The following is a 25,173-nucleotide window of genomic DNA, read 5'->3' on the forward strand; positions in this document are numbered from 1 at the left end:
TGAAGGCCCCCCGCTTCCCTGACCAGGCCCAGGCGCGTTCTCGGCCGTGACGACCGAGGCGAAGCCCTCGCGGCGCATGCGTTCGGCTCCCCAGGCGCCGAGCGCCCCGAGTGCTTGATTGAGGGTGCGGCGGCCCGATGGGGCAGGCGATGGTCCGTACCCTCCTCGCCCCTGTCCGGGCTGATGCACGCCACGGCGAGGTGTTGAGGTGCAGGGGCGTACGTACGGGAGCGGGGCGACGGGACGGCCCGTGCTGTGTGTACGTACGGGAGTGGGGGCGGCGGTTCACGCTCTGTGACCGCGACGGCGTACCTGGGGCCGCCTGTTCGGCGGGGCGGCTCGCGAGGGCGCGATCTCGTACACCCGTACGCGCGGAGGGGACCGTCCGTTCCCGTCGGGTGCGGTCGGCAGGGCAGAGGCGGCTGTGCGGCCGGGCACACTTGGGCACTGGGCCGACAAAACGGGCTTAATGCGCGGCAGTTGGCGGCGGAGGCTGAATAGAGGGGGACGGGTGAGGCGGTTGCGCCTCAGGGGAATCGGCCGGACACCGCCCGCGTATGGCCTCACAAGCCCCACAGGCCGCCTGCACACCGCCTTCACAGGGGTCGGAGGCCGTTACGGGGCTATGACAAAGCCAACTTGACAGTCGCTGTCATCACGCAAGTAGGTTCGGCGTGAATCTAGTTTCGACTACAGACCGGCGTCCCCCGCGCCGGGAGAAGGGATGCCCATGGGTTCCCACGCCCGTCCCAACCGGATACACCGCACCGGGGTCCGGGTCGCGATGGTCGCGCTCGTCGGCGCCGCCCTGCCGATCAGCGCCGCCGGACTCGCCGAGGCGGCCACCCCCGGTACGGCGCACTCCGTCGACGAGAAGGGTCAGCAGGGCGCCGAGAACACCGCCCCGGCCGGCCACACGCAGGACGCGCAGCGCCAGGGGCACCCGACCCAGGCGACGCAGACGCAGCAGGCCGTCAAGGACCACCACGGCACCGAGGCCGACCAGCAGACGCACGCCAGGACGGACACCCAGGCCGGTCCCGGCGCCAAGACGAACGACCGGGCGAACGCCAAGACGGACGCCCAGGCGAACGGCAAGTCGGACCACAAGGCGGACAAGGCCCCCGCCGCGCAGGACCCGAAGGACCAGGCCGCCCCCCAGATCAAGGCCGACCACGCCTTCCTGCTGGACGCCCGCGACGGCAGCCAGGAGCGGCCGATGTGGGGCGGGGCCAAGGCCGACGAGAGCGTGCCGATGGCCAGCACCACCAAGATCATGACCGCCGTCGTGGTGCTCAAGCACCCGGAGTGGCTGAACCGTCAGATCGAGGTGAAGCAGGAGTACCGGGACTACGTGCAGAAGGAGGGCGCCAGCACCGCCGACCTCCAGACGGGCGACAAGCTCACCGTCAAGCAGATGCTGCACGCCATGCTGATTCCGTCCGGGTCCGACGCCGCCCGCGCCCTGGCCGACAACTTCGGTTCCGGCGACACCGAGGAGGCGCGGATCGCCGACTTCGTGCGCCAGATGAACGACGAGGCGCAGCAGCTCGGCCTGAAGGGCACGCACTTCGACACCTTCGACGGCATCTCGCACGGCAACAACCACAGCACCGCCCGCGACCTGGCCAAGCTCGGCCAGCGCGCGATGCTCCAGCCGACGTTCGCCGAGGTCGTGAAGAACAAGCAGTTCAAGACCGAGGCCCCGGCGGCCAACGGCCACACCCGGTACTACACCTGGAACAACACCAACGAACTGCTCGGTAGCTACGACGGCATCCTCGGCATCAAGACCGGCAGTGGCCCCGAGGACGGCTACTGCCTCGTCTTCGCCGCCAAGCGCGACAACCGCACGCTGGTCGGCGCGATCCTCCGCGACGACGAGGGCCGCTTCGACGACGCCACCAAGATGCTCGACTGGGGCTTCGCCCACTGACCCCCGCACCAAACGGCCCCCAGGCCCCCGCACCGTCCCCACCCCCACGGTGGACGAGCGGGGGCCTCCGGCGCCCCTTCCCGCTACGCGTCGCTACGGGCCGCGAACGCGACGAACGCCGCCCACGCACCGGGAGATACGGCGAGAACGGGCCCCTCAGGGTCCTTGCTGTCACGGACGGGAACGACGCCATGAGCTACAGCGCCGGGCGCCCACTCGACACACTGCCCGCCCTCGGGCCCGCTGTACGACGACCGGACCCATCCGTCGGCCGTCACGTTGATTGCGTTACGCATAAGTCCGCTCCTTGAACATGCCTTGATGTAGGCGATTGATGTAGGCGATCGACTCATCGGGAGAGACGTGCGCCCGCAGGCGGTAGTAGGTGTCGGAGGCGGTGGCCCCGACGCGGTCCCTGTGGTGGGAGTGTCTGCTTCGGGGGAACACGTGGATGGTGATGTGAGGCGACTCAGGTTCCTGCACGAGGTGTTCGAGCTGCTGGGCCATGACCTGCGGACCTCCCACGCTCGTCATCCCCAGGATGAACATCGTCGAGTAGTCGAGGGCGCTCGCCGCCCGGCGTTCCGGTTGTACGTAGGGGATGAACCATTCGGATGGCCGTCTTCGAGGATGCGCCGAAGCTGGCGTACGAACAGTGTCCCTGTACCGAATGCGTGGTCGCATCCCGCCGCGAACCTTTCACTTGAGGTCACCGTCGCCGACTCGACCTCGCTGACGCAACTCTCCGAATAGGCCGTTGCGTTGCCGAGCCCGCGCTGGCTCATCTTCCGGGACTCCCGCACCTTCGAAGCCCTCATCGAAGCCGGGGGCCTAGCGCTCCTCGTGCCGCAAGTGATCCCTCGGCCCCACGAATTCGCCGCTCCCACCAGCGCGTTGATCGCCCGTGTCAGGGACGGTCTCCGGAGGCGGTTCGGGTGAAGAGTTCCGCGCGTGCGCCCCCGCCCCGCGGACGGCCCCCGAGGAGTTCCGTTGAGCCGTACCTTCCGCTGCGTGCCGTTCACCATCGCCCAGGACACCGCCGCTCACCCCGAGTACCGGGCTGTATGCGTGACGGGTGAGGAGGGGGACTGCGGCGAGATGGTCCGTTCCGGTAGCCCTGGCTGGGTTGAGGAGTGGATGCGTCGCCACACTCAGCACACCGGGCACACTCGCTACTGCCGCACCATTGACGACTACGCCGTTCTCGAACCGCCGCCGGAGTGCGTTGGCCGGCCGGTCATCGGGCAGATGGGGGCCGCCCGGCCCGCCATCCCCGACTCCGGCGGACCGGCGAAGTGCGAAGGGGCCGAGGGGGACGAAGGAGCCGAGGGGAGCGAGGGGACATGAACCGGCTGCATGCCCTTCTTGCGATGGTGAGCGCTTTCGTCAGTGTTCTCGCGTTTACGTTCGTCGTCGCTCGCGGTCGCTGACAGGGGCGCGTCCCCCTGCCCTCAGCCGTCCTCCCCCGCCCCCTCCCCCCCCTGGGCCCGGAGGGCCGGGTCCAGGACTACGGGTTGGGCTATTTCCATGGTGGGGGCCTCGGGGAAGTGGCAGGCGGACAGGTGGCCTTCTTGGTTGCCGTCGAGGCGTTCGAGGGGTGGGGTGACGTGGGAGCAGATGTCCTGGGCTTTCCAGCACCGTGTGCGGAAGCGGCAGCCGGAGGGGGGTGATACGGGCGAAGGGACGTCGCCGGCCAGGCGGATGCGTTGGCGGGGGGCGGTTTCGTCCTCGTCGGCCAAGGACGCCTCCGGGACGGCCGAGAGGAGGGCGCGGGTGTACGGGTGGCGGGGGCGCTGGTAGATGTCGTCCCTGGGGCCGACCTCGACGATCTTGCCCAGGTACATGACGGCGACGCGCTGGGAGAAGTGGCGGACGACGGCGAGGTCGTGGGCGATGAAGAGGAAGGCGATGCCCAGTTCGCGCTGGAGTTCCTGGAGCAGGTTGACCACTTGGGCCTGGATGGAGACGTCCAGGGCGGAGACGGGTTCGTCGGCGACGATGAGTTTGGGGTCGAGGGCGAGGGCCCGTGCCACGCCGATGCGCTGGCGCTGGCCGCCGGAGAACTCGTGCGGGAAGCGGTTGTAGTGCTCGGGGCTGAGGCCGACGATCTCCAGGAGTTCGCGGACGCGGGCCTCGCGGCCGCCCGGCGGGGCGATGCCGTTGATCTCCATGGGCCCGGAGATGATCGTGCCGACGGTCTGGCGCGGGTTGAGGGACGAGTACGGGTCCTGGAAGATCATCTGGATCTCGGAGCGGACCGGGGCGAGCGCCTTGCGGCCCGCGTGGGTGATGTCCTGCCCCTGGTAGGTGATCCGGCCGGCCGTCGGTTCCAGGAGTCGGGTCAGCAGCCGGCCGGTGGTGGACTTGCCGCAGCCGGACTCGCCGACCAGGCCGAAGCTCTCCCCGGCCCGTACGGTCAGGTCGATGCCGTCCACGGCCTGCACCGCTCCGACCCGCCGTTTGATCGGGAAGCCGCCCATGATGGGGAAGTGCTTGGTCAGCCCCTCGGCGACGAGGATCTCGGTCATCTGCGTTCGCTCCTCAGCCCAGCCGGGGCTTGATCTGCTCGGTGAACGTGGTCCGCTTCTGTTCCGCCGTCAGGTGGCAGGCCGCGCCGCGGCCGGCCGGCAGCTCCGGGCGCTCCGTACGGCACCGGTCGCCGGGAACGTCGCCGGAGAAGCCGCAGCGCGGATGGAAGGGGCAGCCCGGCGGCGGCGCCAGCAGGCTCGGGGGCGCGCCCGGTATCGGGGTCAGCGGCTCCGCGACGTTGGAGGCGAGCCGCGGCATCGAGCCCAGCAGGCCCCACGTGTAAGGGTGCTGGGGCGCCCTTAGCACCTCGCGGACCGTGCCGCGCTCGATGACCCGGCCCGCGTACATCACCAGCAGGTCGTCGGCGGTGTTGGCGACCACCCCCAGGTCATGGGTGATCAGGATGATCGCCGAACCGGTCTGCTGCTGAAGGTCCTTGATCAGGTCGAGGATCTGCGCCTGCACGGTGACGTCGAGCGCGGTGGTCGGCTCGTCCGCGATCAGCAGCTCCGGGTCGCAGACCAGCGCCATCGCGATCATCGCGCGCTGCCGCATGCCGCCGGAGAACTGGTGCGGGTAATCGTCCACGCGCAGCGACGCGTTGGGGATGCCGACCTTCTCCAGCATCTCGATCGCGCGCAGCCGCGCGTCCCGCCGGGAGGCGCCGGTGTGCTTGCGGAACGGCTCGGCTATCTGGCGGCCCACCGTGTAGTACGGCGAGAGCGCGGTCAGCGAGTCCTGGAAGATCATCGCCATCTTGTTGCCGCGCAGCCGCTCCAGCGCCCGCTCGCCCGCGCCGGTCAGCTCCTGCCCGTCCAGCAGGATCTCGCCCTTGACCTCGGTGTTGCGCGGGTCGTGCAGGCCGAGGACGGTCAGGTTGGTGACGGACTTGCCGGAGCCGGACTCGCCGACGATGCCCAGCGTGCGGCCCCGGGCGAGGTCGAAGGAGAGGCCGTCGACGGCCTTGACGACGCCGTCCTCGGTGCCGAAGCGCACATACAGGTCGCGTACGGACAGGAACGCGTCGTCCGGGCCGGCGCCCGCGTCCGGGGCGGGGCCGGCGGCGCCGGGCTGGGTCACAGTGGTCACGTCGGTGGTTCTCCAGGCTCCTGGGATGGACGGGGCGGGCTCGAAGCGGCGCTCACGCCGGACGTACGCGGCGCTCACGCCAGACGTACGCGGCGCTCACGCCAGCCGCGCGCGCGGGCGTTCACGCCAGGCGCACGCGCGGGTCGATGAAGGCGTACGCCGCGTCCACGATGATGTTGGCCACGACGATCGCCGTGCAGCCGACGAGCATCACCGCCATCAGCGTCGGCAGGTCCGTCTCGGTCACCGAGGAGACCGCGAGCCGCCCGAGCCCGTGCAGGTTGAAGGTGAACTCGGTGATCATGGCGCCGCCGAAGAGCGAGCCGAGGTCGATGCCGAAGATGGTGACGATCGGCGCGAGCGCCCCGCGCCACGCGTAGCGGAAGAAGACGGCGCGGCGCGACAGCCCTTTGGCCCGCGCCGTCCGTACGTGCTCCTCGCCGAGCTGCTCGATCATCTGGGAGCGCGTCATACGGGTGTAGTTGGCGACGAAGATGATCGACAGCACCAGCCAGGGCAGCAGCATCCCCATGAACCATTTGCCGGGGTTCTCGGTGAACGGGTGGTAGCCCGGTTCGTCCAGGATGCGCAGCCCGCCGCTGACGAACAGGCCGAGCGCGATGACGCCCACGAAATAGATCTGGAGAGAGTTGCCGATCAGCGACAGCGAGCTGAAGAGCTTGTCGACGACCGTGCCGCGGCGGGCCGCGGCGATCATGCCGAAGCCGACGCCGACGATCAGGAAGACGAACGCGCCGCCGAGCGCGAGCGAGAGCGTGGTGGGGTAGCGGTCGACGATGGTGCCCCAGACCGGCTGCTGATTGGAGAAGGAGTAGCCGAAGCAGGGGGCCGGGCAGTGGCCCACGGTCAGGTCGCGGCCCGCGAAGATGCCGGTCATGTAGTGCCAGTACTGGACGGGTACGGGCTGGTCCAGGCCGAGGTTCTTGTTGATGACGGCGAGCGCGTCCGGCGTGCAGTTCTTGCCGCAGGACATCAGGGCCGGCTCGGAGGGCAGCGCGAAGAACAGGAAGAACGTGATCGCGCTGATCAGCAGGATGATGACGAGCGCGCCGAGTGAACGGCGGGCGAGGAAACGAAGCATGGCATCGCGGTTCTTCCGGTACGGGCGCCGTCCGGTACGGGCGCGCGGCGCGTTCTGTGTGGTAGGGGAGTGGCCGTGCCCGCGGGCGGCGGGCACGGCCGTACGTGCGGCCGGGGCTACTTCACGTAGACGCTGGTCGGGTCGACCGTTCCGTACACCGGCTGGTACTTGATGCCGCCGAGCCCCGAACCCCACAGCGAGAACTGCCGGTTGTAGAACGTCGGGATGCCCGGCACGTCCTCCGTGAGGATCTTGTCGGCGAGCTTCATCCACTGCGGCGCGGCCTGCTTGATGTCCGTGATCGCGTTGATGCGGTCGATCTCGGAGTTGACCTTCGGGTTGTCGAGGTGGCCGTAGTTCTGGCTGCCGTCCGCGATCTGCCGGCCGTCGAAGAGCGGCGGCACGACCGTCGAGGGGACCGGCCAGTCAGCGCCCCATGAGGTGCGGTAGATGTCGAACTTGTTGTCCACCTGGGAGATGGCCGTCCGCCAGGTGTTGGCGTCGACCTCCTTCTTCTGGACCGTGAAGCCGGCCTTCTGGAGCGCCTGGGTCACCACCACCGCGACCTTCTGCTCCACATCCGTGTTGCGGTAGGCGTAGACGATCTCCTGGCCGATCTTCCCGGCCTCCTTCAGGAGCGCCTGGGCCTTCTCCGTGTCGCCCGCCGGGTGCGCCTTCTTCCCGTACGGATCGGTGGCCTGGTAGCCGTCCATCGCCGGGGACAGGTAGTTGGTGGCGATGGTGCCGGCGGTCGTGCCGCCGTTCTGCTGGAGAATCTGCCCGTTGGGCATCGCGTACGCCAGGGCCTTGCGGACCTTGACGTCCTTGAGCCGCGTCATGTTGAAGCTGATGTAGTCGACGTACGGCTGGATCTCCACGAAGCGGCGGGCCTTGGTGCCGGCGTCGTTCAGGACGTTCTGCGTCATGCCCGGGTCGACGGCGTTGCTGAACGACATCGCGTTCTTGTCGGCGCCCTGCTGCGCCAGGATGCGCCGCGTCTGGTCCTGGAGCTGATGGCCGAAGCTGACGTCGAACCGGTCGGCGTACTGGTGCCGGATCGGGTCCGTCGCCGGGTCCCAGTTGGGGTTCTTCACCAGCGTCAGCGACTTGCCGACCTTGAAGTCCGCGACCTGGTAAGGACCGGAGGAGAAGGGCGCGTTGTCGTACTTGCGCTGGGTGTCCTTGGCGGCCTTCACCGCCCCGATGTTGGGCATCGCGGTGGCGAACGGGGTGTCCGCGTGCGGCTTGCGGAAGTGCAGGATGACGGTCTTGTCGTCGGGCGTGTCCAGCACCGAGGCCGGCAGATGATCGCCCTTGTACGGGCCGTCCGGCAGCGCCTTGCGGAAAGAGGTCCCGTCGCCCGAGAGCCACTGCGGGATATACATCGGGCCGTCGGTCTCGAAGTCGGCGTAGAGCCGCTCGATGCCCCACCGCACGTCCTTCGAGGTGATCGGCGAACCGTCCTGGAACTTCAGCCCGTCCTTGAGCTTGAACGTCCAGGTCTTGCCGCCGTCGGAGGCGGTGCCGGGGCCGGTGGCGAGGTCGCCGACGACCTTGGCCTTGCCGGAGGGCTCCACCTTGTAGGCGGTGAGCGAGCGGTTGTAGAGCATCTGGGCGGTCAGCATGTCGGAGTAATAGATCTGACCGGGATCGAGATGGTTGAAGGCGTCGCGCTGGAGCACGGTGACGGCGCCGCCCTTTTTCGCTCCGGGCACCGCGGGGGCCGGGCCCTTGGAATCCGCCTCCGTGCCGATCGTGAAGTTGGAGGACTTGTTCTTGTCCGTGGCCGGGCCGCTTTCCTTTCCGTCGCCGCCGCCCCCGCCGCCGCCGCTGCACGCGGTGAGCACGAGGGCTCCGGCGGCCAGGGCTACGGCGGCGAGCCGGGCTCTGTTCTGGTGAGACGAAGTCATGGGTCGTTGCTCCTGCCTCGGGTGTCGGATGGATATCCGCGGCCTTATCCGTAGGTGGGTCCGTAGATGAATCCGTAGCTGAGTCCGTCGGCTAGCGGTTCGTCTTCGGGTCGAACGCGTCCCGGACCGAATCCCCGAGCAGATTGAAGGCGACCACAAAGATGATCATGGCGATGCCCGGGAAGAAGATATAGGTGAGATCGCTCTCGTAGTAATCGGCGCCGGCCTTGAACATGCGGCCCCAGTCGGGCGTCGGCTCGACGATCCCGACGCCGAGGAAGGACAGCCCCGCCTCCACGGTGACCATCGTCGGCAGCATCAGCGTCGTCTGCACCAGGATCGGCGTCCACAGGTTGGGCAGCAGCTCCTTGGTGATGATGCGCCAGGGCGAGGCCCCGGTGACCTTCGCGGCCTCCACGAACTCCCGCTCCCGCAGGCTGAGCACCTGACCGCGGAGCAGCCGGGCCATTCCCATCCAGCCGAGCAGCCACAGCACGAGGATCAGCGTCATCACCCGCAGATACGTGGGCGTCTCCTTCTCCGGGGAGACGAAGAGCGAGTAGACGACGGGCGTGAAGGCCACAAAGGACAATTGGCTGGGAAAGGCCAGCAGCAGATCGATGAAGCGGCCCAGGAAATAGTCGGTACGGCCGCCGATATAGCCGGCGGTCACGCCGATGAGTACGCCCGTGGCCACGCAGAGCAGGGTGGCGATCGCGGCGATCAGAAGCGAGGTGCGGATTCCGTAGACGAGCTGGGTGAACACATCGCGGCCCAGCGTCGGCTCGATGCCGAACCAGAAGTCGCCGGAAATCCCGCCGTTCGGTCTGATCGGATATCCGAACTCATTGAGCAGGCCCGGCCGGTCCAGCCCGTACGTGGTCGTCGGGTCCTTTCCGTACAGCTTGGATATCAGCGGCGCGGCGACGGCGACGAGCAGGAAGAAGAGCACGATGAACGCCGATATGACGCCCGTACGGTCGCGCTTGAAACGCCGCCACATCAACTGACCGGGCGACCTGCCGACCAGTTTTCCCGAATCCCCGCCGCCGTCCGGGGTGATATTCAGCGGGTCGAGAGGGGAGGAGCCGCCGGCGCCCGCCGCCGCGGCCTGGGAAGGACTCGTCATCGCGTGAAGCCCCCGCACTGGTCGTCCGCACTGTCGTCCGCACTGTCAACTCGTGGAGCCGTCGCGGGCGCTGTGTGCGCCGCGAGTTGAGCGGACTTTTGCAATGAAGCCACAGGCAGGTCAAGAGGGCGTCAGCAGCGGATGCGGCGTTCCTCCGTATCTTGAGCGAAGGTTTTGCAGATCGAGGTGACGGCGTGCTTGACAATGGCTTTCGGCGCGCTATCGCGAACCGAATAGCGCGGTGCGCCAGAGGTATTGGGATATTCCGGCGGCTGGATGGACGCAGCGGTTCCGGACGGCGAGCGGCAGCCGGGGCGACGGGCGGTGGGCGGCGAGCGGCAGCCGGGGGCGGCGGACGGCGGGCGATGAGGGATAGCCGGGGGCGACGGGCGCCGGTCGGCTCAGCGCTTGAGCGACGCGGCGTCGCCCATGACGACGACGGGCTTACGGGCCGGGTCAAGGGTCCGCAGCAGCTCGGCCATCCGGTCCTGCGCGACGCTCACACAGCCGTGCGTGGGCCCGCCGTGGTCGACGTGCAGCCAGATGCCGCCGCCGCGGTCCGCGCCCATCGGGCGCGTCCAGTCCAGCGGCGAAGTGCCCGCCTTGCGGTTGTAGTTGATCGCCACGACGTAGTCGAAGGAGCCCGCCAGCGGCTCGTTCGCGAACCCGGTGCCGCCCACGGTGAAGCCGTTGGAGCGGTTGTACGGCAGCTTCGCGCCGGGATCGGCGAGCTTGCCGCCCGCGTCGGTGAGCGTGAACACCCCGATCGGCGACCGCAGATCGCCCATGCGGTGATGGTCCGACCAGCCGCGCAGCGCGTTGTGCGCGGGCCAGGACGCGCCCGCGCGCCAGCCCTCGGACGTCCGCTCGTACACCACCACGGTGGACTTCGGCGAGTCCTTCCCCTCCCCGGTCACCACCACGGCCTGCCGGGTGCCGGTCGGTATCTTCGCGAGCGTGCGGGGCCCGAGCCCGGGCAGTTCGCTCGGCAGGGCCGGGGTGGCGGCGGCCGGCGCGGGCGGGGCGGCGGACGGTGAGGCCGGGGCGCTGCGCACCCCGCCGGCGGACTGCCCGCCGCACCCGGCGAGCGAGCCCGCGCAGACCAGGGCCAGCAGGGACGCGCACAGCGGGCGCGCTGCGAGCGGGAGACGTCGTACGGACATGGGAGCGCCCTTTCAGTAGGCGGGTTGAGTAGGTGAGGGGGCGGGACGGGGCGGGCACGAGGAGCGACGCCCGCGAGCGGCTGGACGTACGAGGTGCCGTGCGCACGGGGCGCCACGTGCACGAGCGCTGATGCGCGTACGAGCCGTGAGGCGTGTACGAGCGAGGGCGCGCGTATGGGCGGTGGCGCGGCTCGGCTCGCTTCACGGCCAGGGTTCCGCCGGGCCGTAGGCGCGGCGCGGCCCGGTCAGCGGCCGGGGGCGTGCGTCCCCGTGGGCGAGGCGCCGGCGAAGACCGCGGTGGCCAGCATCTCGCGGGCCTGCGCCAGCGACGCCTCGGCGGGCTCCCGCAGACAGACGGAGACGGTGACCGCGCGGTCCTCGCCGGTCCCGAGGTCGGGACTGGCCTCGCGCAGGACGGTGCGGGCCGCCGTCAGCTCCCGGGTGCCGCCGATCTTCCGGCACGCAGGCGCCGGCGACTTCGCCGCCTGGAGGCGGAAGGCCGTCTCCGTCGCCGACTTGCCGCCGGGCGCCCGCCCGAACGTGACGAGCGCACCGCCCCTGTCCAGCGCGTCCAGCGGCCCGCAGGGGGCGTCGGCGGCGGTCTTCTCGGTGCACGCCGGCCGCCGGGACAGCGGCTGGGTGGCGGCGAAGGCCATCGGCGAGGGGGCGCCCGGCTGCGTGACGGGGCCCTGCGCGTACCAGCCCGGTGGGAGCCGGTAGCCCAGGCCCAGCAGTTCGGAGTAGTGGACGGGGCGCCCGGTGGGCGCGGAGGCCGCCGGCACCGGCTCCTCGCGCGTCGGTGCGGGGGCGGCGGACGGCCACGACAGCACCGCGGCCACCGCCGCCGCGGCGACGCCCGCGGACAGCCCCGCCGCGCGCCGTCGTCGGCGGCGCAGCACCCGGCGGCGCACCTGGCGCATCCGCTGCTCCGGGGCGGGCAGCCGGGGCACCGCGCGCTCCAGGAGGCGGCGCAGCTCCCGCTCCTCATCGGCCTCGGTCATCGCGCGCACCCCCCTCCGCCATCGCCGCCGGCACCTGAGCGCGCAGCGCCTTGAGCGCCTTCGACGCCTGGCTCTTGACCGTGCCCGGCCGGCAGCCGAGCGTCGCGGCCGTCTCCTCCACGCTCAGGTCCTCGAAGTAGCGCAGCACCACCACCGCGCGCTGCCGCGCCGGGAGCCGCCGGACGGCCGCGCCCAGGAAGGTCTCCAGGTCCACGGCGTCGTACGGGTCGGGCGCGGCGACCGTGTCCGGGAGCTTCCCGTGCGGCACCTCGCCGCGCCACCTGCGCTGCCACCACGAGGCGTGCGTGTTCACCAGCGCCTTGCGGACGTACGCCTCCGGGTTGTCCGCCGTGATCCGGTGCCATTTCGGCCAGACCTTGGCGAGCACCGTCTGGAGCAGGTCCTCGGCCTGGTGCGCGTCGCCCGTGAGCAGCCACGCGACCCGCAGCATCCGTGGCCCCCGCGCGGCGACGAACTCCTCGAAGTCCGGCTCGCCGCCGCCCGTCACCGTCGTGTCCTTGCCATCGAGTCCCTGTCCGCGTCGCTCCTGTCACACTCCTTCGACAGGGTGGGCCGCGGATCGGGTTGCCCCATGGGCCGCGGGAGTTTCGCAACGGCCGACCGGGGGAAGGGGCAGCCGTTTTCCAGCGATCGCTCCGGAGGGTCAGCTTCTGAGCGATCGCTCCGGGGCGTCGGAGATCGCCCCGGAGCGTCAGAGGCCCCCCGGGGCGTCAGGCGATCTTCAGGGACCGCTTGAGGAAGTCCACCTGGAGCAGCAGCAGGTTCTCCGCCACCTGCTCCTGCGGCGTCATGTGCGTCACGCCCGACAGCGGCAGCACCTCGTGCGGGCTGCCCGCCGCGAGGAGCGCGGAGGAGAGTCGCAGGGTGTGCGCGGCCACCACGTTGTCGTCCGCGAGGCCGTGCACGATCATCAGCGGCCGGGCCTCCCCCGCCGCCCCGGACAGCCCCTCGTCCGTGATGAGCGAGTTGGCGTCGTACACCTGCGGCTGCTCGTCCGGGTGGCCGAGATAGCGCTCCGTGTAGTGGGTGTCGTACAGCCGCCAGTCGGTGACCGGCGCGCCCGCGACGCCCGCGTGGAAGACGTCCGGGCGGCGCAGCACCGCGAGGGCCGCGAGGTAGCCGCCGAACGACCAGCCGCGGATGCCGACCCGGCCGAGGTCGAGCGGGTAGCGCTCGGCGAGCGCCCGCAGGGCCGCGATCTGGTCGTCGAGGACCACGTCGGCCATGGTGTCCCGGATGGCCTTCTCCCGGCCCGGCGAGTGGCCCGGCGTGCCTCGGCCGTCGGCGACGATGACGGCGAACCCCTGGTCGGCGAACCACTGCGAGGTCAGGTGCGCGTTGTGCGCGGCGACGACGCGCTGGCCGTGCGGGCCTCCGTAGGGGTCCATGAGGACCGGGAGCGGGCCGTCGCCGTCGCGGTAGCCGGCGGGCAGCAGCACGGCGCACGGGATGCGGTCCGGCCCGGCCTCCGTCAGCTCCGGGCGGGCGGTCAGCTCGGGCCGCTCGGCGTACGACGCCACGACGGCGGCCCGCTTGCCGTCGCGCAGCACCTCGACCGTCGCCCCGCTGCGCTCCAGGACCGCGCCGACCAGCACGCAGACGTCGCCGGACCGTACGGCCGAGTGCACGCCCCGCCCCTGCGAGACGCGCTCCACGCCCAGTTCGTTGACGCGGTAGACGTGCACCTCGCCGGTCTCCGGGTCGGCGGCCTCGGGCCCCGCGGACGCCGAGACGAGCACGTCGTTGCCGCCCACGTGCAGCACGGACCGTACGTGCAACTGCGGCCCGGTCAGGGCGCGGTCGCCGACGACGAGGACCCGCGCGCCGCCCTCGTCCGCGATCCGCAGGAGCTGGCCGTCCGGCGTCCAGGCGGGCACGCCGGGGAACAGATCGAGCCACACCGGGTCCTCGTCGGCGTGCAGCATGCGGGTGGCACCGGTCTCCGGGTCCACGGCCAGGTGGAGTTGGGAGCGCTGGTCGCGGGCCTGCACGAGGAGCAGCGGCGGCCCGTCCGCCGACCAGTGGACGCGCGCGAGGTAGGGGTAGCGGTCGCGGTCCCACACGATGTCCGTGCGGGTGCCGTCGAGGCGCAGCAGGGCGAGGGACACGTCGGCGTTCGGGGTGCCGGCGGCCGGGTACGCCTGCTGGGCGGGGTCGCGGTCCGGGTTGGCGGGGTCGGCGACCCACCAGCGCTGCACGGGGGAGTCGTCGACGCGCGCGGCGAGCAGCGCGTCGCTCTCGGGGGACCACCAGAAGCCGCGGTAGCGGTCCATCTCCTCCGCCGCGATGAACTCGGCGAGCCCCCAGACGGCGGGGTCCTCCGGGCCGTCCGGCCCGGCCAGCGCCCGGTCGCCGGAGCCGTCCGCGGCGACGAGCCGCAGCGCGCCGCCCGCCGCGTAGGCGATGTGCCGCCCGTCGGGGGAGGGGCGCGGGTCGACGACCGGCCCGGGCACGGGCAGTTCGCGCGCCGCGCCCGAGCGCAGGTCGGTGGCGAAGAGCCGGCCGGAGAGCGCGAACGCCGCCAACTCGGCCGCCGTGTCGGTGGCGTAGCCCACGACGCCCGCCGAGCCCTCGCGGGTGCGCTCGCGCCGCGCGCGCTCCTCGGCGGACAGGTCCTCGCCCGCGCCGCCGAGCAGCGCCCCCGGGTCCGCCGCCGGGTACTCGCGGTTCTCGTCGAGGTCGAGGACCCATAGGACGTTCGCTCGATCGGTGCCCGTTCGAGAGCGCAGGAAGACGACGCGAGAACCGTCGGGGGACACCGTGAAGGCGCGCGGGGCGCCGAGGGAGAAGCGCTGGGTACGCGCGTGCTGCCGCGGAAAAGTCATGCCCTGACCCTACGTTTCCCCATCTGACCCCGCGTTTCCGGCCGGGAGTCGGGGTTCTTCACTCGATCTTGCCGTTTGAAACATCAACTGGCTTACGGACGGGGGCATATCCGCCGGGTACGGATGCCGTGGCCGGCACGCGTGTGCGCCCCGGTTTGCTCCCGTGCACCGACTCATGCGCGCGTACGGAAAGTTATGATCACTCGCGCATAGTGGGTATGCATCTCCTCGGCTGCCCCATGCCTGCGTCCCTTGCTGTCCATCCGACCGCGCGTCCCTGGAGGTGAACCGCTGTGGCACTCTCGATTTCGGCGGTGGTGCTGCTGGCGATCATCGTCTTCCTGCTGGTCCGGAAGTCCGGACTGAAGGCGGGACATGCGGCGGTCTGCATGCTGCTGGGGTTCTACCTGGCCAGCTCGTCCGTCGCCCCGACCCTCCACCAGCTCACCACGAACGTCGCGGGGATGATCGGCAACCTCAAGTTCTGACCGGGCGGCGAGTCGTTTCCGGCCGCCGCCCCCGGGTCGAACTCCGACCCGGGGAAGAGCCGGTTCCGGCCGCCCGCCGGGTGAAGCTCCGCCCCGGCGGTGAGCCGGTTCCGGCCGCCCCCCGGCGGCGCGCGGCTCGTACGCTGTTCCCATGAGTGACCTTCCGGCCCGCCGACTGCTCCTGGTGCACGCCCACCCGGACGACGAGACGATCAACAATGGCGCGACCATGGCCACGTACGCGGCCTCGGGCGCCCATGTCACGCTCGTGACCTGCACCCTCGGCGAGGAGGGCGAGGTGATCCCGCCCGAGCTGGCGCACCTCGCCGCCGACCGGGACGACGCGCTCGGCCCGTACCGCTTGGGCGAGCTGGCCGCCGCGACGAAGGCGCTGGGCGTCACCGACCACCGCTTCCTCGGCGGCGCGGGCCGGTACCGCGACTCCGGGATGATGGGCGCGCCGCAGAACGACCGCCCCGACTCCTTCTGGCAGGCGGAGCTCGACGAGGCCGCCGGGTATCTCGTCGAGGTGATCCGCGAGGTGCGGCCGCAGGTGCTGATCACCTACGACCCGCAGGGCGGCTACGGCCACCCCGACCACATCCAGACGCACCGCGTCGCGATGCGCGCCGCCGACCTGGCCGCCGACCCCGCCTTCCGCACGGACCTCGGCGCGGCCCACACCATCGCGAAGATCTACTGGAACCGCGTACCGCTCTCCGTCATCGAGGAGGGCTTCGCCCGGCTGCGCGCCCTCGGCGAGGACGGCCCCTTCCCCAAGATCGCCACGCCCGAGGACCTGCCGGGCGTCGTCGCCGACGCGGAGATCACGGCCGTGGTCGACGGCACGGCGCACGGCGCGGCCAAGGCCGCCGCCATGCGCGCCCACGCCACCCAGATCGCCGTGGAGGGCCCCTTCTTCGCGCTCTCGAACGACCTGGGGCAGCCGCTGCTGTCGACGGAGTACTACCAACTCGTACGGGGCGCGGCCGATGCTCCCCGTGAGGACGACCTGTTCGCGGGGGTGAAGCTGTGATGGCCGCGAGCGACGGCGCGAAGCGCGCCAAGGCCGCTACGGGCGGGTCCGGGAACGACGGCGCGAAGCGCGCCAAGGCCGCTACGGGCGGGTCCGGCAAATCCCGTGGCGCCGGCGGTTCCGGCAAGCCCGGTGGCGCCGGCCGGTCCGGCGGTTCCGCCGGGGCCTCGGCCGAGGCGGCGCGCGCCGTCTTCGGTACGGGACTGGCCCGGCCGATGACCGCGGGCCGGGCCGTCGGCTACCTCGGGCTGCTCGTGCTCGGCGCGCTGGTCGGGATCGCGGGGGCGCTCGTACAGGCCGCCTGGTTCCCCGGCGGGCTGCTGCTCGCGCTGCTCGGCCTCGCGGCCCTGTGCTACGGCGGCGTGAAGGCGACCGGCAGCCGGATCGGCGGGGCCGCGCCCGGCGCGGGCTGGCTGATCATCGTGCTGCTGCTGACCGCGACCCGGCCGGAAGGCGACTTCGTCTTCGGGGCGGGGCTCGGTACCTACGTTTTCCTGCTCGGGGGAATGTTCGCGGCTGTGATGTGTGCCACGCTCCCGAAAGCCGCGCAACCGGACAGATCGCCAGCCCGACTTGGTAAGTGACGTGACGTTTTCCGCTTGACGTCCGATTGCGGAGATCGGTCCGTCGAGCCCCGTACCCGGCCCCCGCGCGCGACGGCCGCCCGCCGGACGTCAAGTTCCCGTGTGCGGCGGACAGTATGGTGGTGCGCGCCGCCGAGCCGCCCGCACGAGGTCATGACGGGCGGCGGAGCTAACTGGGAGAACCTGCATTGAGCCGTGAATCTGACAGTTCGTCCTCTGGGTCCCAGGGGCGCGGTGGCACCGCGTACCCGTCGGGGACCCCGCCGTACGGAGCCCGCCAGTATCCGTCGCTGCATCCCACGCAGGACGAAGTCGGCGCAGGCGCAGAGGAACCGACCCGGGCACCCAAGCCGGAGGAGCCGAAGACCGAGACCACGCTGACCACCCGGATTCGGATCAACATCCCGGGCTCACGGCCCATTCCACCGGTCGTGATGCGCACGCCGGTCGCGGACGACCCGACCCAGACCGGGGGCGGCAACGGCGCTTCCGCCGGGTCCGGAGCGGGCGCCGGTACCGGTGCCGCTTCCGGCAAGGACGGCGAGCGTACGGGCGGCGTGCCCAGGCCGGTCACGCCCGGACCGCGTTCCGAGTCCGACCCGCTGCGGCCCGGGGGGCCGCTCGGCGCGCCGGGGGCCCCGGGACAGGGCTCGGCGCCGACGCCCGGCAGGACGTCGGGCCAGCCGACGGGCCAGGTCCCGGGACCGACGCCGGGGCAGGCATCAGGGCAGACGCCTGGGCAGCGGCCGGGACAGAAGCCGGCGCAGAAGGAGAAGACCAGCGACTGGTTCGCGCCGCGCAAGCCCGCCACGTCCGCCGGGGCGACGGGCTCCACGACTGGCGCGACCCCGCGCCCGGCCGCCGCGGCCGAGACCACCCAGGAGTTCCCCGCCCCGGGCCTGGGCGGCCGCCCCGACCTCCCCTTCTCCGCCGACGCGCCGCACGGCCGTACGGACACCCCGGCGGCCGGCTCCCCGCGCGTCCAGCCGGCCGACGGCTTCCCCGGCAACCCGCCCGCCCGCCCGGCCGGCGCGACTCCCGGCGCCGGCCCGGCCTTCGGCTCCGGTACGGGCACGGGCCGCGGCAGCACGCCCGGCGCGGGCTCCGATTTCGCTTCCGGTACGGGCACGGGTCCGGCTTTCGGCGCGGGTACGGGCTCGGGCTCCGACTTCGGTTCCGGTACGGGCACGGGTCCGGCTTTCGGCGCGGGTACGGGCGCGGGCTCCGACTTCGGGTCCGGTTCCGGTTCCGGTACGGGTTCCGGCTTCGGCGCGGGGCGCGACGCGGGCGGTCCGGGTACCGGCTTCGGCTCGGGTACGGACGCGGGCACGGGCTCCGGTCCGGGCCTCGGCTCCGGTCCGGGCTTCGGCGCGGGGCGTGACGCCACCGGTTCCGGTACGGGCACGGGCCCGGCGTTCGGTTCGGGCGCGGGTTCCGGGGGACCTGGCGCGGGCTCGGCGTCTGGCGGGTCCGGGACGGCGTTCGGTTCCGGCGCGGGCTCCGGTGGTCCCGGTGCGGGGTTCGGCGCGGGCGCGGGGGCGGGCTCCGGTCCCGGTGCGGGCTCCGCTTCCCCCTATGGTTCCGGCTCCGACGCCTTCGGCCCGCGGCCCGGCGGCGACGCCGGCACGGCACCCGGTTCGGGCCCCGGCGGCAGCACGCCCCCGCGCGCCGACGACACCGCGCGACTGACCCCGCAGGCCCCCTTCGGGCAGGAGGAGAAGGCGTCGTCCGGCGGCAAGTCCAAGGCCCCGGGCGGCGCGGCGAGCGCGTCGACGGACCGTACCTCCAGCGACACCCTGGTCAGCGGCATCCCGGTCGTACCGCCGTCCGAGGCGCGCGCCAAGCCGCTCTTCCCGGCGGCGGCGATGGCCGACGGCCAGGTCTCCGGCGCGCCCGGACAGGGCGGCCCCGGCGGCGCGGTCGACAGCGGCGCGCCGCGCGTCGCGGTCCCGGCGCCCAAGCCGGGCGCGGCGGTGCCCGCGCCGCCCGCCGCGAAGGCCGAGCCGAAGAAGGCGAAGAAGCAGCCGAAGAAGAAGGGCCGATCCAAGATCGTGCTGCTCGGCGGCGGCCTCGTGGCGCTCGTCGGCGTCGCGTACGGCGCGGGCCTGCTGCTCGACCACTCGGACGTGCCGTCCGGCACCACCGTCCTCGGCGTCGACATCGGCGGCTCGACGAAGGAAGCCGCGGTCCAGAAGCTGGACAAGGCGCTGGGCAACCGCAAGACGGCGCCGCTCAAGGTGTCGATCGGCGGCAAGCAGACCGAGTTGAAGCCGTCCGTCGCGGGGCTCACGGTCGACACCCAGGCCACCGTGCGCGGCCTGGCGGGCCGCGAGTACAACCCGGTCACCGTCATCGGCTCGCTGTTCGGCGGGGAGCGGAAGGCCGAGCCGGAGATCGTCGCGGACGACGAGAAGCTGACCTCCGCGCTCGACACGCTGGCGGGCAACACGGGGGCGGCGAAGGACGGCACGATCAAGTTCGAGTCCGGCAAGGCCGTGCCCGTCTACGGCAAGGCGCACCAGGGCCTGGACACCAAGAAGGCCATAGCGGCCGTGACCGAGGCCTACCGGCAGCGGGCGGCCACCGGCCAGGACAAGGTGACGGCGCTGCCCAGCACCACCCGGCAGCCGGCGATCAGCAACGCCGAGGTCGACCGGATGATGACGGACTTCGCGAAGCCCGCGATGTCCGGTCTCGTCACCGTCCAGACCGACCCCGCGCACAGCATCCCGTTCAGCCCGGCGCTGTCGCTGCCCAAGATCCTGTCGGTCAAGCCGGTGAACGGGCAGCTCGTGCAGAGCTACAACCTGCCCGTGCTCAAGCAGCTCTACGGGACGACCTTCCAGGGCGTCCTGATCCAGCGCGGCAACGGCTCCAAGACGCCGGTCACCCCGCAGGATGTCGCGGTGGCCCTCGGCAAGGCGCTGCGGGGCAAGACGCCCGCCGAGCGCGTCGGCGTGATCCCGGTCAACGGCACCTGACACGGCCGTACCCGTACGTCCGCGAGAGCCCTCGCACCGCCCGGTGCGGGGGCTCCGTCATGGCGGGATACATGACATCTGTCATCTCCAGGTCACGACTGCTGACACTGCCGCGCGGCGCTCGCATCCGCGAAGGTTGTCGGTATGACCACTTCAGCGATCGAACTCACGGGGGACGGGCGCCACGGCACGGGCGCCCCCGTGGTCAGCTTCGGCAATGTGAACAAGAGTTACGGCAGCGTCCACGCCGTCCGGGAGCTGGACTTCCAGTTGTTCCCGGGCGAGACCGTGGCGCTGCTCGGCCCCAACGGCGCGGGCAAGTCCTCGACCCTCGACCTGCTGCTCGGGCTGCGCAACGCGGACTCCGGCACCGTCGAGGTCTTCGGCACCTCGCCGCAGCAGGCCATCGTGCGGGGCAAGGTCGGCGCGATGCTCCAGAGCGGCGGCCTGATGGAGGATGTGACGGTCCGCGAGATCGTGCGGCTCGCGTGCGACCTGCACCCGCGCGCGTACCCGGCGGAGCAGGTGATGGAGACCGCGGGCATCACGGAGATCGCCGACCGTATGGTCAACAAGCTCTCGGGCGGCCAGGAGCAGCGGGTGCGGTTCGCGCTCGCGACGGCCGGCCCCAATGAGCTGATCGTGCTCGACGAGCCGACCACCGGCATGGATGTGACGGTGCGTCAGGCATTCTGGGGCGCGATGCGGGAGCAGGCCCAGGCCGGGCGCACGGTCCTGTTCGCCACGCACTACCTCGAAGAGGCCGACGCCATCGCGGACCGGGTGATCGTGCTGCACCGGGGCCGGGTCCTCGCGGACGGCTCCGCGGCCGAGATCAAGGCGAAGGCGGGCGCGCGGCGCATCGTCTTCGACCTGGAGGGCCACATCGACGAGAGGACGCTGCGCGGGTTGCCGTGCCTGGCCGCCGTGGAGGTCTCCGGCCGCACGGTGCGCATCCAGTCGCACGACGCCGACGCGACCGTGCACGCGCTCTACGGGCTCGGCCTCTACCCGCGCAACCTTGAGGTCGCCGGGCTCGGCCTGGAGCAGGCCTTCATAGCGATCACCGACGCCGCGACCGCCGAGGAGGGGGGCGACCGATGAACACCCTGGTCAAACTGGAGATCAAGCGCACTCTGCGCAACAAGAAGTTCATGTTCTTCACCGTGCTGTACCCCTCGGCGCTCTATCTGCTGATCGCGGGCGGCGCGAAGACCTCGGAGACGATCGGCGACACCCATCTGTCGCTGCCGGTGCTCTTCATGGTGTCCATGGCGTCCTTCGGCGCGCTGACCGCGGTCCTCATGGGCAACAGCGAGCGGATCGCCAAGGAGCGGGAGAAGGGCTGGGTGCGGCAGCTCCGGCTGACCTCGCTGCCCGGCCGCGGCTACGTGGCCGCGAAGATCGCCTCGGCCGCCGTGGTGACGCTCCCGTCGATCATCGTGGTCTTCCTGGTCGCCGTCATGGTCAAGGGCGTACGGCTGGACGCGGCCTGGCAGTGGATAGCCCTGACCGTCGCGATCTGGGCGGGCAGCATCGTCTTCGCCGCGCTGGGCGTGGCCATCGGCTACCTCGCCACCGGCGACGCGGTGCGCCCCATCACGATGATCATCTACTTCGGGCTGTCGGTCCTCGGCGGCCTGTGGATGCCGACCGCGACGTTCCCGCAGTGGCTGCAGAACATCGCCGACTGGATGCCCACCCACGCGTACGCCGGGCTGGGCCAGGCCATCGAGCTGGGCAACGCGCCGCACACCAAGGACATCGCCCTGCTCGCCGTGTATCTCGTGCTCTTCGCCGGCGCTGCCGCTTGGCTGTACCGCAAGGACACCCGCAAGGCCTGACGGCCGAGGGAGAGGGCGAGCATGACGCGACGGGGCGACTGGAGCGACGGCGGCGACCAGGGCGGCGGCGACGCGAGCGGACACGGCGGCGACGACGGGAGCGGACGCGGCGACGGCCGGCGCGGACGCGCCCACGGCCAGGGCGGACGCGGTGGGCGGGGCGAGTGGTACGGCCGCCCGGCGCGCCGCAGGCTGTGGCGGTATCTGACGAACGAGGACGAGGAGACCGGACAGGGCCTCGCCATCGGCCGGCAGCCCGAGCGCGGCCGGCCAGCCTTCGTCAAGCTGCTGTGGATCGGAATCTGGCTGGCCTATATGGCCGCGCCGGTCTCCGACCTGTTCGACGGCGACCACGGCACGGTCGGCACCGTCCTCGGCTCGGCCGGGCTGGCCGCGTTCATCTCCGCCTACCTCATCCTCGTCTTCCGCCACACCGTGCTCCCGCTCCGCGGGGCCGGCGTCCTGGTCGCGCTGGGCGTTCTGATGGCGCTCGGCATCGTCCTGGCGCTCACCCTCGGCCCGCCCTGGCTGGTGCTCTGCGTCTACGTCTCCGTGGCCTGCGGCGCGGTGCTGCCGGCGCGGGGCGCCCGGATCGTGATCCCGCTCGTCACCGTCGTGCTGCTCGCGGTGGGGCTGCCGATGCGGGGCGACGGCGGCGCCTTGGTGGCGGCCCTGCTGATCCCCTCCCTGCTCGGGGGCTTCGCGATGACGGGGGTGCGCCAGATGGTTCGTACGACCAAGGCGCTGCGCGAGGCCCGTGCCACCGTCGCGCACCTCGCCGCCAACGAGGAGCGCCTGCGCCTCGCCCGCGACCTGCACGACCTCCTCGGCCACTCGCTCTCGCTGATCACCCTCAAGAGCGAGCTGGCCGGGCGGATGCTGCCGGACAGCCCCGAGGGCGCCGCCCAGCAGGTCGCGGACATCGAGCGGGTCAGCCGGCAGGCGCTCGTGGACGTACGGGAGGCGGTGAGCGGATTCCGCCGCCCCACCCTGGAGGCGGAGGTCGCGGGCGCCCGTACGGCGCTGGCCGCCGCGGGCGTCAACGGCGACCTGTCCCGGGTCCCGACCTCCCACCCCGACCTACCGCCGGACGAGGAGGGGGCGCTGGCCTGGGCGCTGCGCGAGGCCGTCACCAATGTCGTGCGGCACAGCGGCGCGCGGTCCTGCGCGGTGACGCTGGAGGAGCGCGGCGACGAGCTGCGGCTGACCGTCGCCGACGACGGCCAGGGCCCCGGGGGCGCGTACGGGAACGGGCTGACCGGCCTCTCGGAGCGGCTCCAGTTGGCGGACGGCCGCCTGGAGACCGGGCCGGGGGAGCGCGGCGGCTTCGTGCTGCGGGCGTACGTACCGCTCTCCCGGCGGACCGCCCCCGAGGCCCCGGCCGCCTCGGACGTGGAGGTGGGCCCCTGATCGTACGGGCGCGGAGCGGCCGGGGCGTACGGCTCCGGGGCTGAGCGGCGGCGGGGCGGGGCCGCGTCGCTGGCTAGGCTTGCCCGCATGAACGACCCCGGGGACGAGCGGCCCACGCGATGCATCCGAGTCCTCCTGGCGGAGGACCAGTCGATGGTCCGGGAGGCGCTGGCCGCGCTGCTGGGGCTGGAGCCGGACATCGAGGTCGCCGTGCAGGTGGCGCGCGGGGACGAGGTGTTGGACGCCGCGCGGGCGCATGGCCCCGATGTGGCCCTGCTCGACATCGAGATGCCCGGAATGTCGGGGCTGGACGCGGCCGTGCTGCTCCGCCGGGAGCTGCCGGAGGTCAAGGTCGTGATCCTGACGACCTTCGGGCGGCCCGGCTATCTGCGCCGGGCCATGGAGTCCGGCGCCGAGGCGTTCCTCGTCAAGGACGCGCCCGCGGCGCAGCTCGCCGACGCCCTGCGCCGCGTGCTGCGCGGCGAGCGGGTGATCGACCCCACGCTGGCCGTCGCCGCGCTCACCGACGGCGCGAACCCGCTCACCGACCGGGAGCGGGACGTGCTGCGCGCCTGCGCCGACGGCTCGACCAACGCGGAACTCGCCGCCGCCCTGAACCTGTCGCCCGGCACGGTCCGCAACTACCTCTCCACGGCCATCCAGAAGACCACCGCCCGCAACCGCGCCGAGGCCGTCCGCATCGCCCGCGACAAGGGCTGGCTGTAACGGCCTGTGACGGCGCAGTTCGGCGGGGGCCGGCCAGGACCAGCCGGGAGCCGGCATCACCAGGCCGGACCAGTGAGGACTTATGTCCCTACGTGCCGTCGCCACGGCACGGGACAATCGACTCCGGCACGGGAGAACCCATACTGGAGTCGCACGCGAGTCCGGCCGCCCGCTCGCAACCCGCTCGTCCGAGGAAGGAACACGCCGCCGCCATGCTCCGTAAGCATTCGCCTGACGGCGGGCGACTCGTCGCCGCGGTCCTGGTCACCTCGATCGTGGCGCTCGCCGTGGCCGACGCGCTCACCGGGCCCCAGCTACGGGTGATCATGTTCGCGGGCGTCGCCCCGCTCCTCGCCGCGCGCCGCTGCTCCTACCGCGGCACCGTCCTCGTCGCGGCCGTCTTCACCGCCGCCCAGACCGCCGTGTACTGCGTGGTCGCCCCGGAATGGTCCACCGCCAGCACCCTCGTCGCCTTCTTCGCGGCGCTGCTCATCGGGTTGTGCGCCATGTCCCTCTCGCGCGCCCTCCTGAAGCGCGAGGCCGTCTACGACCGCACCCGCATGGTCGCCGACGCCGTGCAGCGCACGCTGCTGCGCGAGCTGCCCATCGACGCCGGGTCGCTGTGCGTGGCCGGGTTCTACAACTCCGCCCAGGAGGGCGCCCGGGTCGGCGGCGACATCTACGAGGCCGTCGAGAGCCCGTACGGCCTGCGGATCGTCATCGGCGACGTCCAGGGCAAGGGCATGCCCGCGATCGGCGCGGCGCACGCCGTGCTCACCTCCTTCCGCGAGGCCGCGTACCACGAACGGAGCCTGGAGGACGTCGCCGAGCACCTGGAGGCCGCGCTCGTCCGCCACAACGACGCGTTCTCCCGCACCGGCGCCGACGAGCGCTTCGTCACCGCGCTGCTGCTGGAGATGACGGCACCGGGCGAGGGCCGGGCGCTCTCCTGCGGCCACATCCCCTACTACCTGGTCCGCGGCGACCAGGTGGAGGAGCGGCTGCCCCAGGGCGCCGGGCTCCCGCTGGGCCTCGGCGGGCTCACCGGCCGGCCGCGCCGGGCCGTCGACATGGCGCAGGACGCGGACGACTGGCTGGTCCTGTGCACGGACGGGGTCACCGAGGCGCGCGACGCGGCCGGGGAGTTCTACCCGCTCCGCGAGCGGCTGGCCGGCTGGACCCACCTGAGCCCCGCCGACCTCGCCCGCACGCTCCGCGCCGACCTGGACGCGTACACCGGTGGTGAGCTGCGGGACGACGCTGCGGTGCTGGTGGTGCGGCGCGCCGAGACCGCCCAGCGGCCCGCCGGCGCGCCGCGCGCCGTGGGCGTACCGCGGATGCCGGCGGAAGAGGCGCAGGTCGCCTGAGCCGGGCGGGCGGCCGGGCCCAGGGCGGGCGG

Annotated in this window: 22 protein-coding genes; 11 read left to right on the forward strand and 11 right to left on the reverse strand. The window is 72.2% G+C overall.

The window, feature by feature from the left end; genetic code table 11:
- Positions 1 to 730: 730 nt before the first annotated feature.
- Positions 731 to 1,936, forward strand: a complete 1,206-nt coding sequence (locus IF55_RS40710; protein ID WP_030878277.1) for a D-alanyl-D-alanine carboxypeptidase family protein — start codon at positions 731 to 733, stop codon at positions 1,934 to 1,936.
- An 83-nt stretch (positions 1,937 to 2,019) separates the two neighbouring features.
- Here the strand turns inward: IF55_RS40710 and IF55_RS37360 are convergent, their stop codons facing one another.
- Complete coding sequence (locus tag IF55_RS37360; RefSeq protein WP_078644724.1) at positions 2,020 to 2,232, reverse strand: DUF397 domain-containing protein; 213 nt, start codon at positions 2,230 to 2,232, stop codon at positions 2,020 to 2,022.
- A complete protein-coding gene (locus tag IF55_RS41480) occupies positions 2,225 to 2,620 on the reverse strand; it encodes a Scr1 family TA system antitoxin-like transcriptional regulator (protein ID WP_425428523.1) in 396 nt (131 codons plus the stop codon). The genes IF55_RS37360 and IF55_RS41480 overlap by 8 nt, the downstream gene beginning before the upstream one ends.
- A gap of 306 nt (positions 2,621 to 2,926) precedes the next feature.
- Here IF55_RS41480 and IF55_RS40095 point away from each other — a divergent pair, with 306 nt between their 5' ends.
- Complete coding sequence (locus IF55_RS40095) at positions 2,927 to 3,283, forward strand: DUF7848 domain-containing protein (protein ID WP_063764005.1); 357 nt, start codon at positions 2,927 to 2,929, stop codon at positions 3,281 to 3,283.
- A gap of 104 nt (positions 3,284 to 3,387) precedes the next feature.
- On the opposite strand, the gene IF55_RS19510 is transcribed toward IF55_RS40095, so the two are convergent.
- The 9 genes from IF55_RS19510 to IF55_RS19550 all read right to left on the reverse strand — a co-directional run bounded on the left by IF55_RS19510 (position 3,388) and on the right by IF55_RS19550 (position 14,705).
- A complete protein-coding gene (locus IF55_RS19510) occupies positions 3,388 to 4,464 on the reverse strand; it encodes an ABC transporter ATP-binding protein (protein WP_037963450.1) in 1,077 nt (358 codons plus the stop codon).
- 13 nt (positions 4,465 to 4,477) lie between these two features.
- A complete protein-coding gene (locus IF55_RS19515) occupies positions 4,478 to 5,545 on the reverse strand; it encodes an ABC transporter ATP-binding protein (protein ID WP_245661260.1) in 1,068 nt (355 codons plus the stop codon).
- Positions 5,546 to 5,675: 130 nt separating this feature from the next.
- Positions 5,676 to 6,656: an ABC transporter permease gene (locus IF55_RS19520; protein ID WP_030878288.1), complete on the reverse strand. Its 981-nt coding sequence runs from the start codon at positions 6,654 to 6,656 to the stop codon at positions 5,676 to 5,678.
- Positions 6,657 to 6,772: 116 nt separating this feature from the next.
- Positions 6,773 to 8,566 carry an ABC transporter substrate-binding protein gene (locus IF55_RS19525; RefSeq protein WP_030878290.1) on the reverse strand — a complete coding sequence of 598 codons (1,794 nt, stop codon included), beginning with the start codon at positions 8,564 to 8,566 and terminating at the stop codon, positions 6,773 to 6,775.
- A 91-nt stretch (positions 8,567 to 8,657) separates the two neighbouring features.
- The gene (locus IF55_RS19530; RefSeq protein ID WP_078644726.1) at positions 8,658 to 9,695 is read right to left on the reverse strand and encodes an ABC transporter permease; all 1,038 of its coding nucleotides are present in this window, start codon (positions 9,693 to 9,695) and stop codon (positions 8,658 to 8,660) included.
- Positions 9,696 to 10,096: 401 nt separating this feature from the next.
- Complete coding sequence (locus IF55_RS19535) at positions 10,097 to 10,858, reverse strand: L,D-transpeptidase family protein (protein ID WP_030878295.1); 762 nt, start codon at positions 10,856 to 10,858, stop codon at positions 10,097 to 10,099.
- 245 nt (positions 10,859 to 11,103) lie between these two features.
- Complete coding sequence (locus tag IF55_RS19540) at positions 11,104 to 11,859, reverse strand: hypothetical protein (RefSeq protein WP_157854297.1); 756 nt, start codon at positions 11,857 to 11,859, stop codon at positions 11,104 to 11,106.
- Positions 11,843 to 12,310, reverse strand: coding sequence for a SigE family RNA polymerase sigma factor (locus IF55_RS19545; RefSeq protein ID WP_106980434.1), 468 nt, complete (start codon positions 12,308 to 12,310; stop codon positions 11,843 to 11,845). Before IF55_RS19545 ends, IF55_RS19540 begins: the two co-directional genes overlap by 17 nt.
- Positions 12,311 to 12,590: 280 nt before the next feature.
- Entirely contained in the window at positions 12,591 to 14,705 is a 2,115-nt protein-coding gene (locus IF55_RS19550; RefSeq protein WP_030878304.1) for a S9 family peptidase, read from the reverse strand.
- Positions 14,706 to 14,998: 293 nt separating this feature from the next.
- On the opposite strand from IF55_RS19550, the gene IF55_RS19555 reads away from it, so the two are divergent.
- The 9 genes from IF55_RS19555 (at position 14,999) to IF55_RS19595 (ending at position 25,141) form a co-directional block, all read left to right on the forward strand.
- Positions 14,999 to 15,193: a hypothetical protein gene (locus tag IF55_RS19555; RefSeq protein WP_030878306.1), complete on the forward strand. Its 195-nt coding sequence runs from the start codon at positions 14,999 to 15,001 to the stop codon at positions 15,191 to 15,193.
- 151 nt (positions 15,194 to 15,344) lie between these two features.
- Entirely contained in the window at positions 15,345 to 16,229 is an 885-nt protein-coding gene (gene mshB, locus IF55_RS19560) for an N-acetyl-1-D-myo-inositol-2-amino-2-deoxy-alpha-D-glucopyranoside deacetylase (protein ID WP_030878308.1), read from the forward strand.
- Positions 16,229 to 16,813 carry a DUF6113 family protein gene (locus tag IF55_RS41485; RefSeq protein WP_063764006.1) on the forward strand — a complete coding sequence of 195 codons (585 nt, stop codon included), beginning with the start codon at positions 16,229 to 16,231 and terminating at the stop codon, positions 16,811 to 16,813. Before mshB ends, IF55_RS41485 begins: the two co-directional genes overlap by 1 nt.
- A gap of 188 nt (positions 16,814 to 17,001) precedes the next feature.
- Entirely contained in the window at positions 17,002 to 19,794 is a 2,793-nt protein-coding gene (locus IF55_RS19570) for a hypothetical protein (RefSeq protein ID WP_030878313.1), read from the forward strand.
- Positions 19,795 to 19,938: 144 nt separating this feature from the next.
- Positions 19,939 to 20,898 carry an ABC transporter ATP-binding protein gene (locus IF55_RS19575; protein WP_030878316.1) on the forward strand — a complete coding sequence of 320 codons (960 nt, stop codon included), beginning with the start codon at positions 19,939 to 19,941 and terminating at the stop codon, positions 20,896 to 20,898.
- Positions 20,895 to 21,638 (forward strand): ABC transporter permease, encoded by a 744-nt coding sequence (locus IF55_RS19580; protein ID WP_030878319.1) that lies wholly within the window; start codon positions 20,895 to 20,897, stop codon positions 21,636 to 21,638. Before IF55_RS19575 ends, IF55_RS19580 begins: the two co-directional genes overlap by 4 nt.
- A 21-nt stretch (positions 21,639 to 21,659) precedes the next feature.
- Entirely contained in the window at positions 21,660 to 23,048 is a 1,389-nt protein-coding gene (locus IF55_RS19585; RefSeq protein ID WP_078644729.1) for a sensor histidine kinase, read from the forward strand.
- 87 nt (positions 23,049 to 23,135) lie between these two features.
- Complete coding sequence (locus IF55_RS19590) at positions 23,136 to 23,774, forward strand: response regulator transcription factor (RefSeq protein ID WP_030878325.1); 639 nt, start codon at positions 23,136 to 23,138, stop codon at positions 23,772 to 23,774.
- A 212-nt stretch (positions 23,775 to 23,986) separates the two neighbouring features.
- Positions 23,987 to 25,141, forward strand: coding sequence for a PP2C family protein-serine/threonine phosphatase (locus tag IF55_RS19595; RefSeq protein ID WP_048832193.1), 1,155 nt, complete (start codon positions 23,987 to 23,989; stop codon positions 25,139 to 25,141).
- The last annotated feature ends 32 nt before the right edge of the window (positions 25,142 to 25,173 follow it).

Source organism: Streptomyces varsoviensis, from assembly GCF_000718635.1.
Taxonomy (GTDB): domain Bacteria; phylum Actinomycetota; class Actinomycetes; order Streptomycetales; family Streptomycetaceae; genus Streptomyces; species Streptomyces varsoviensis.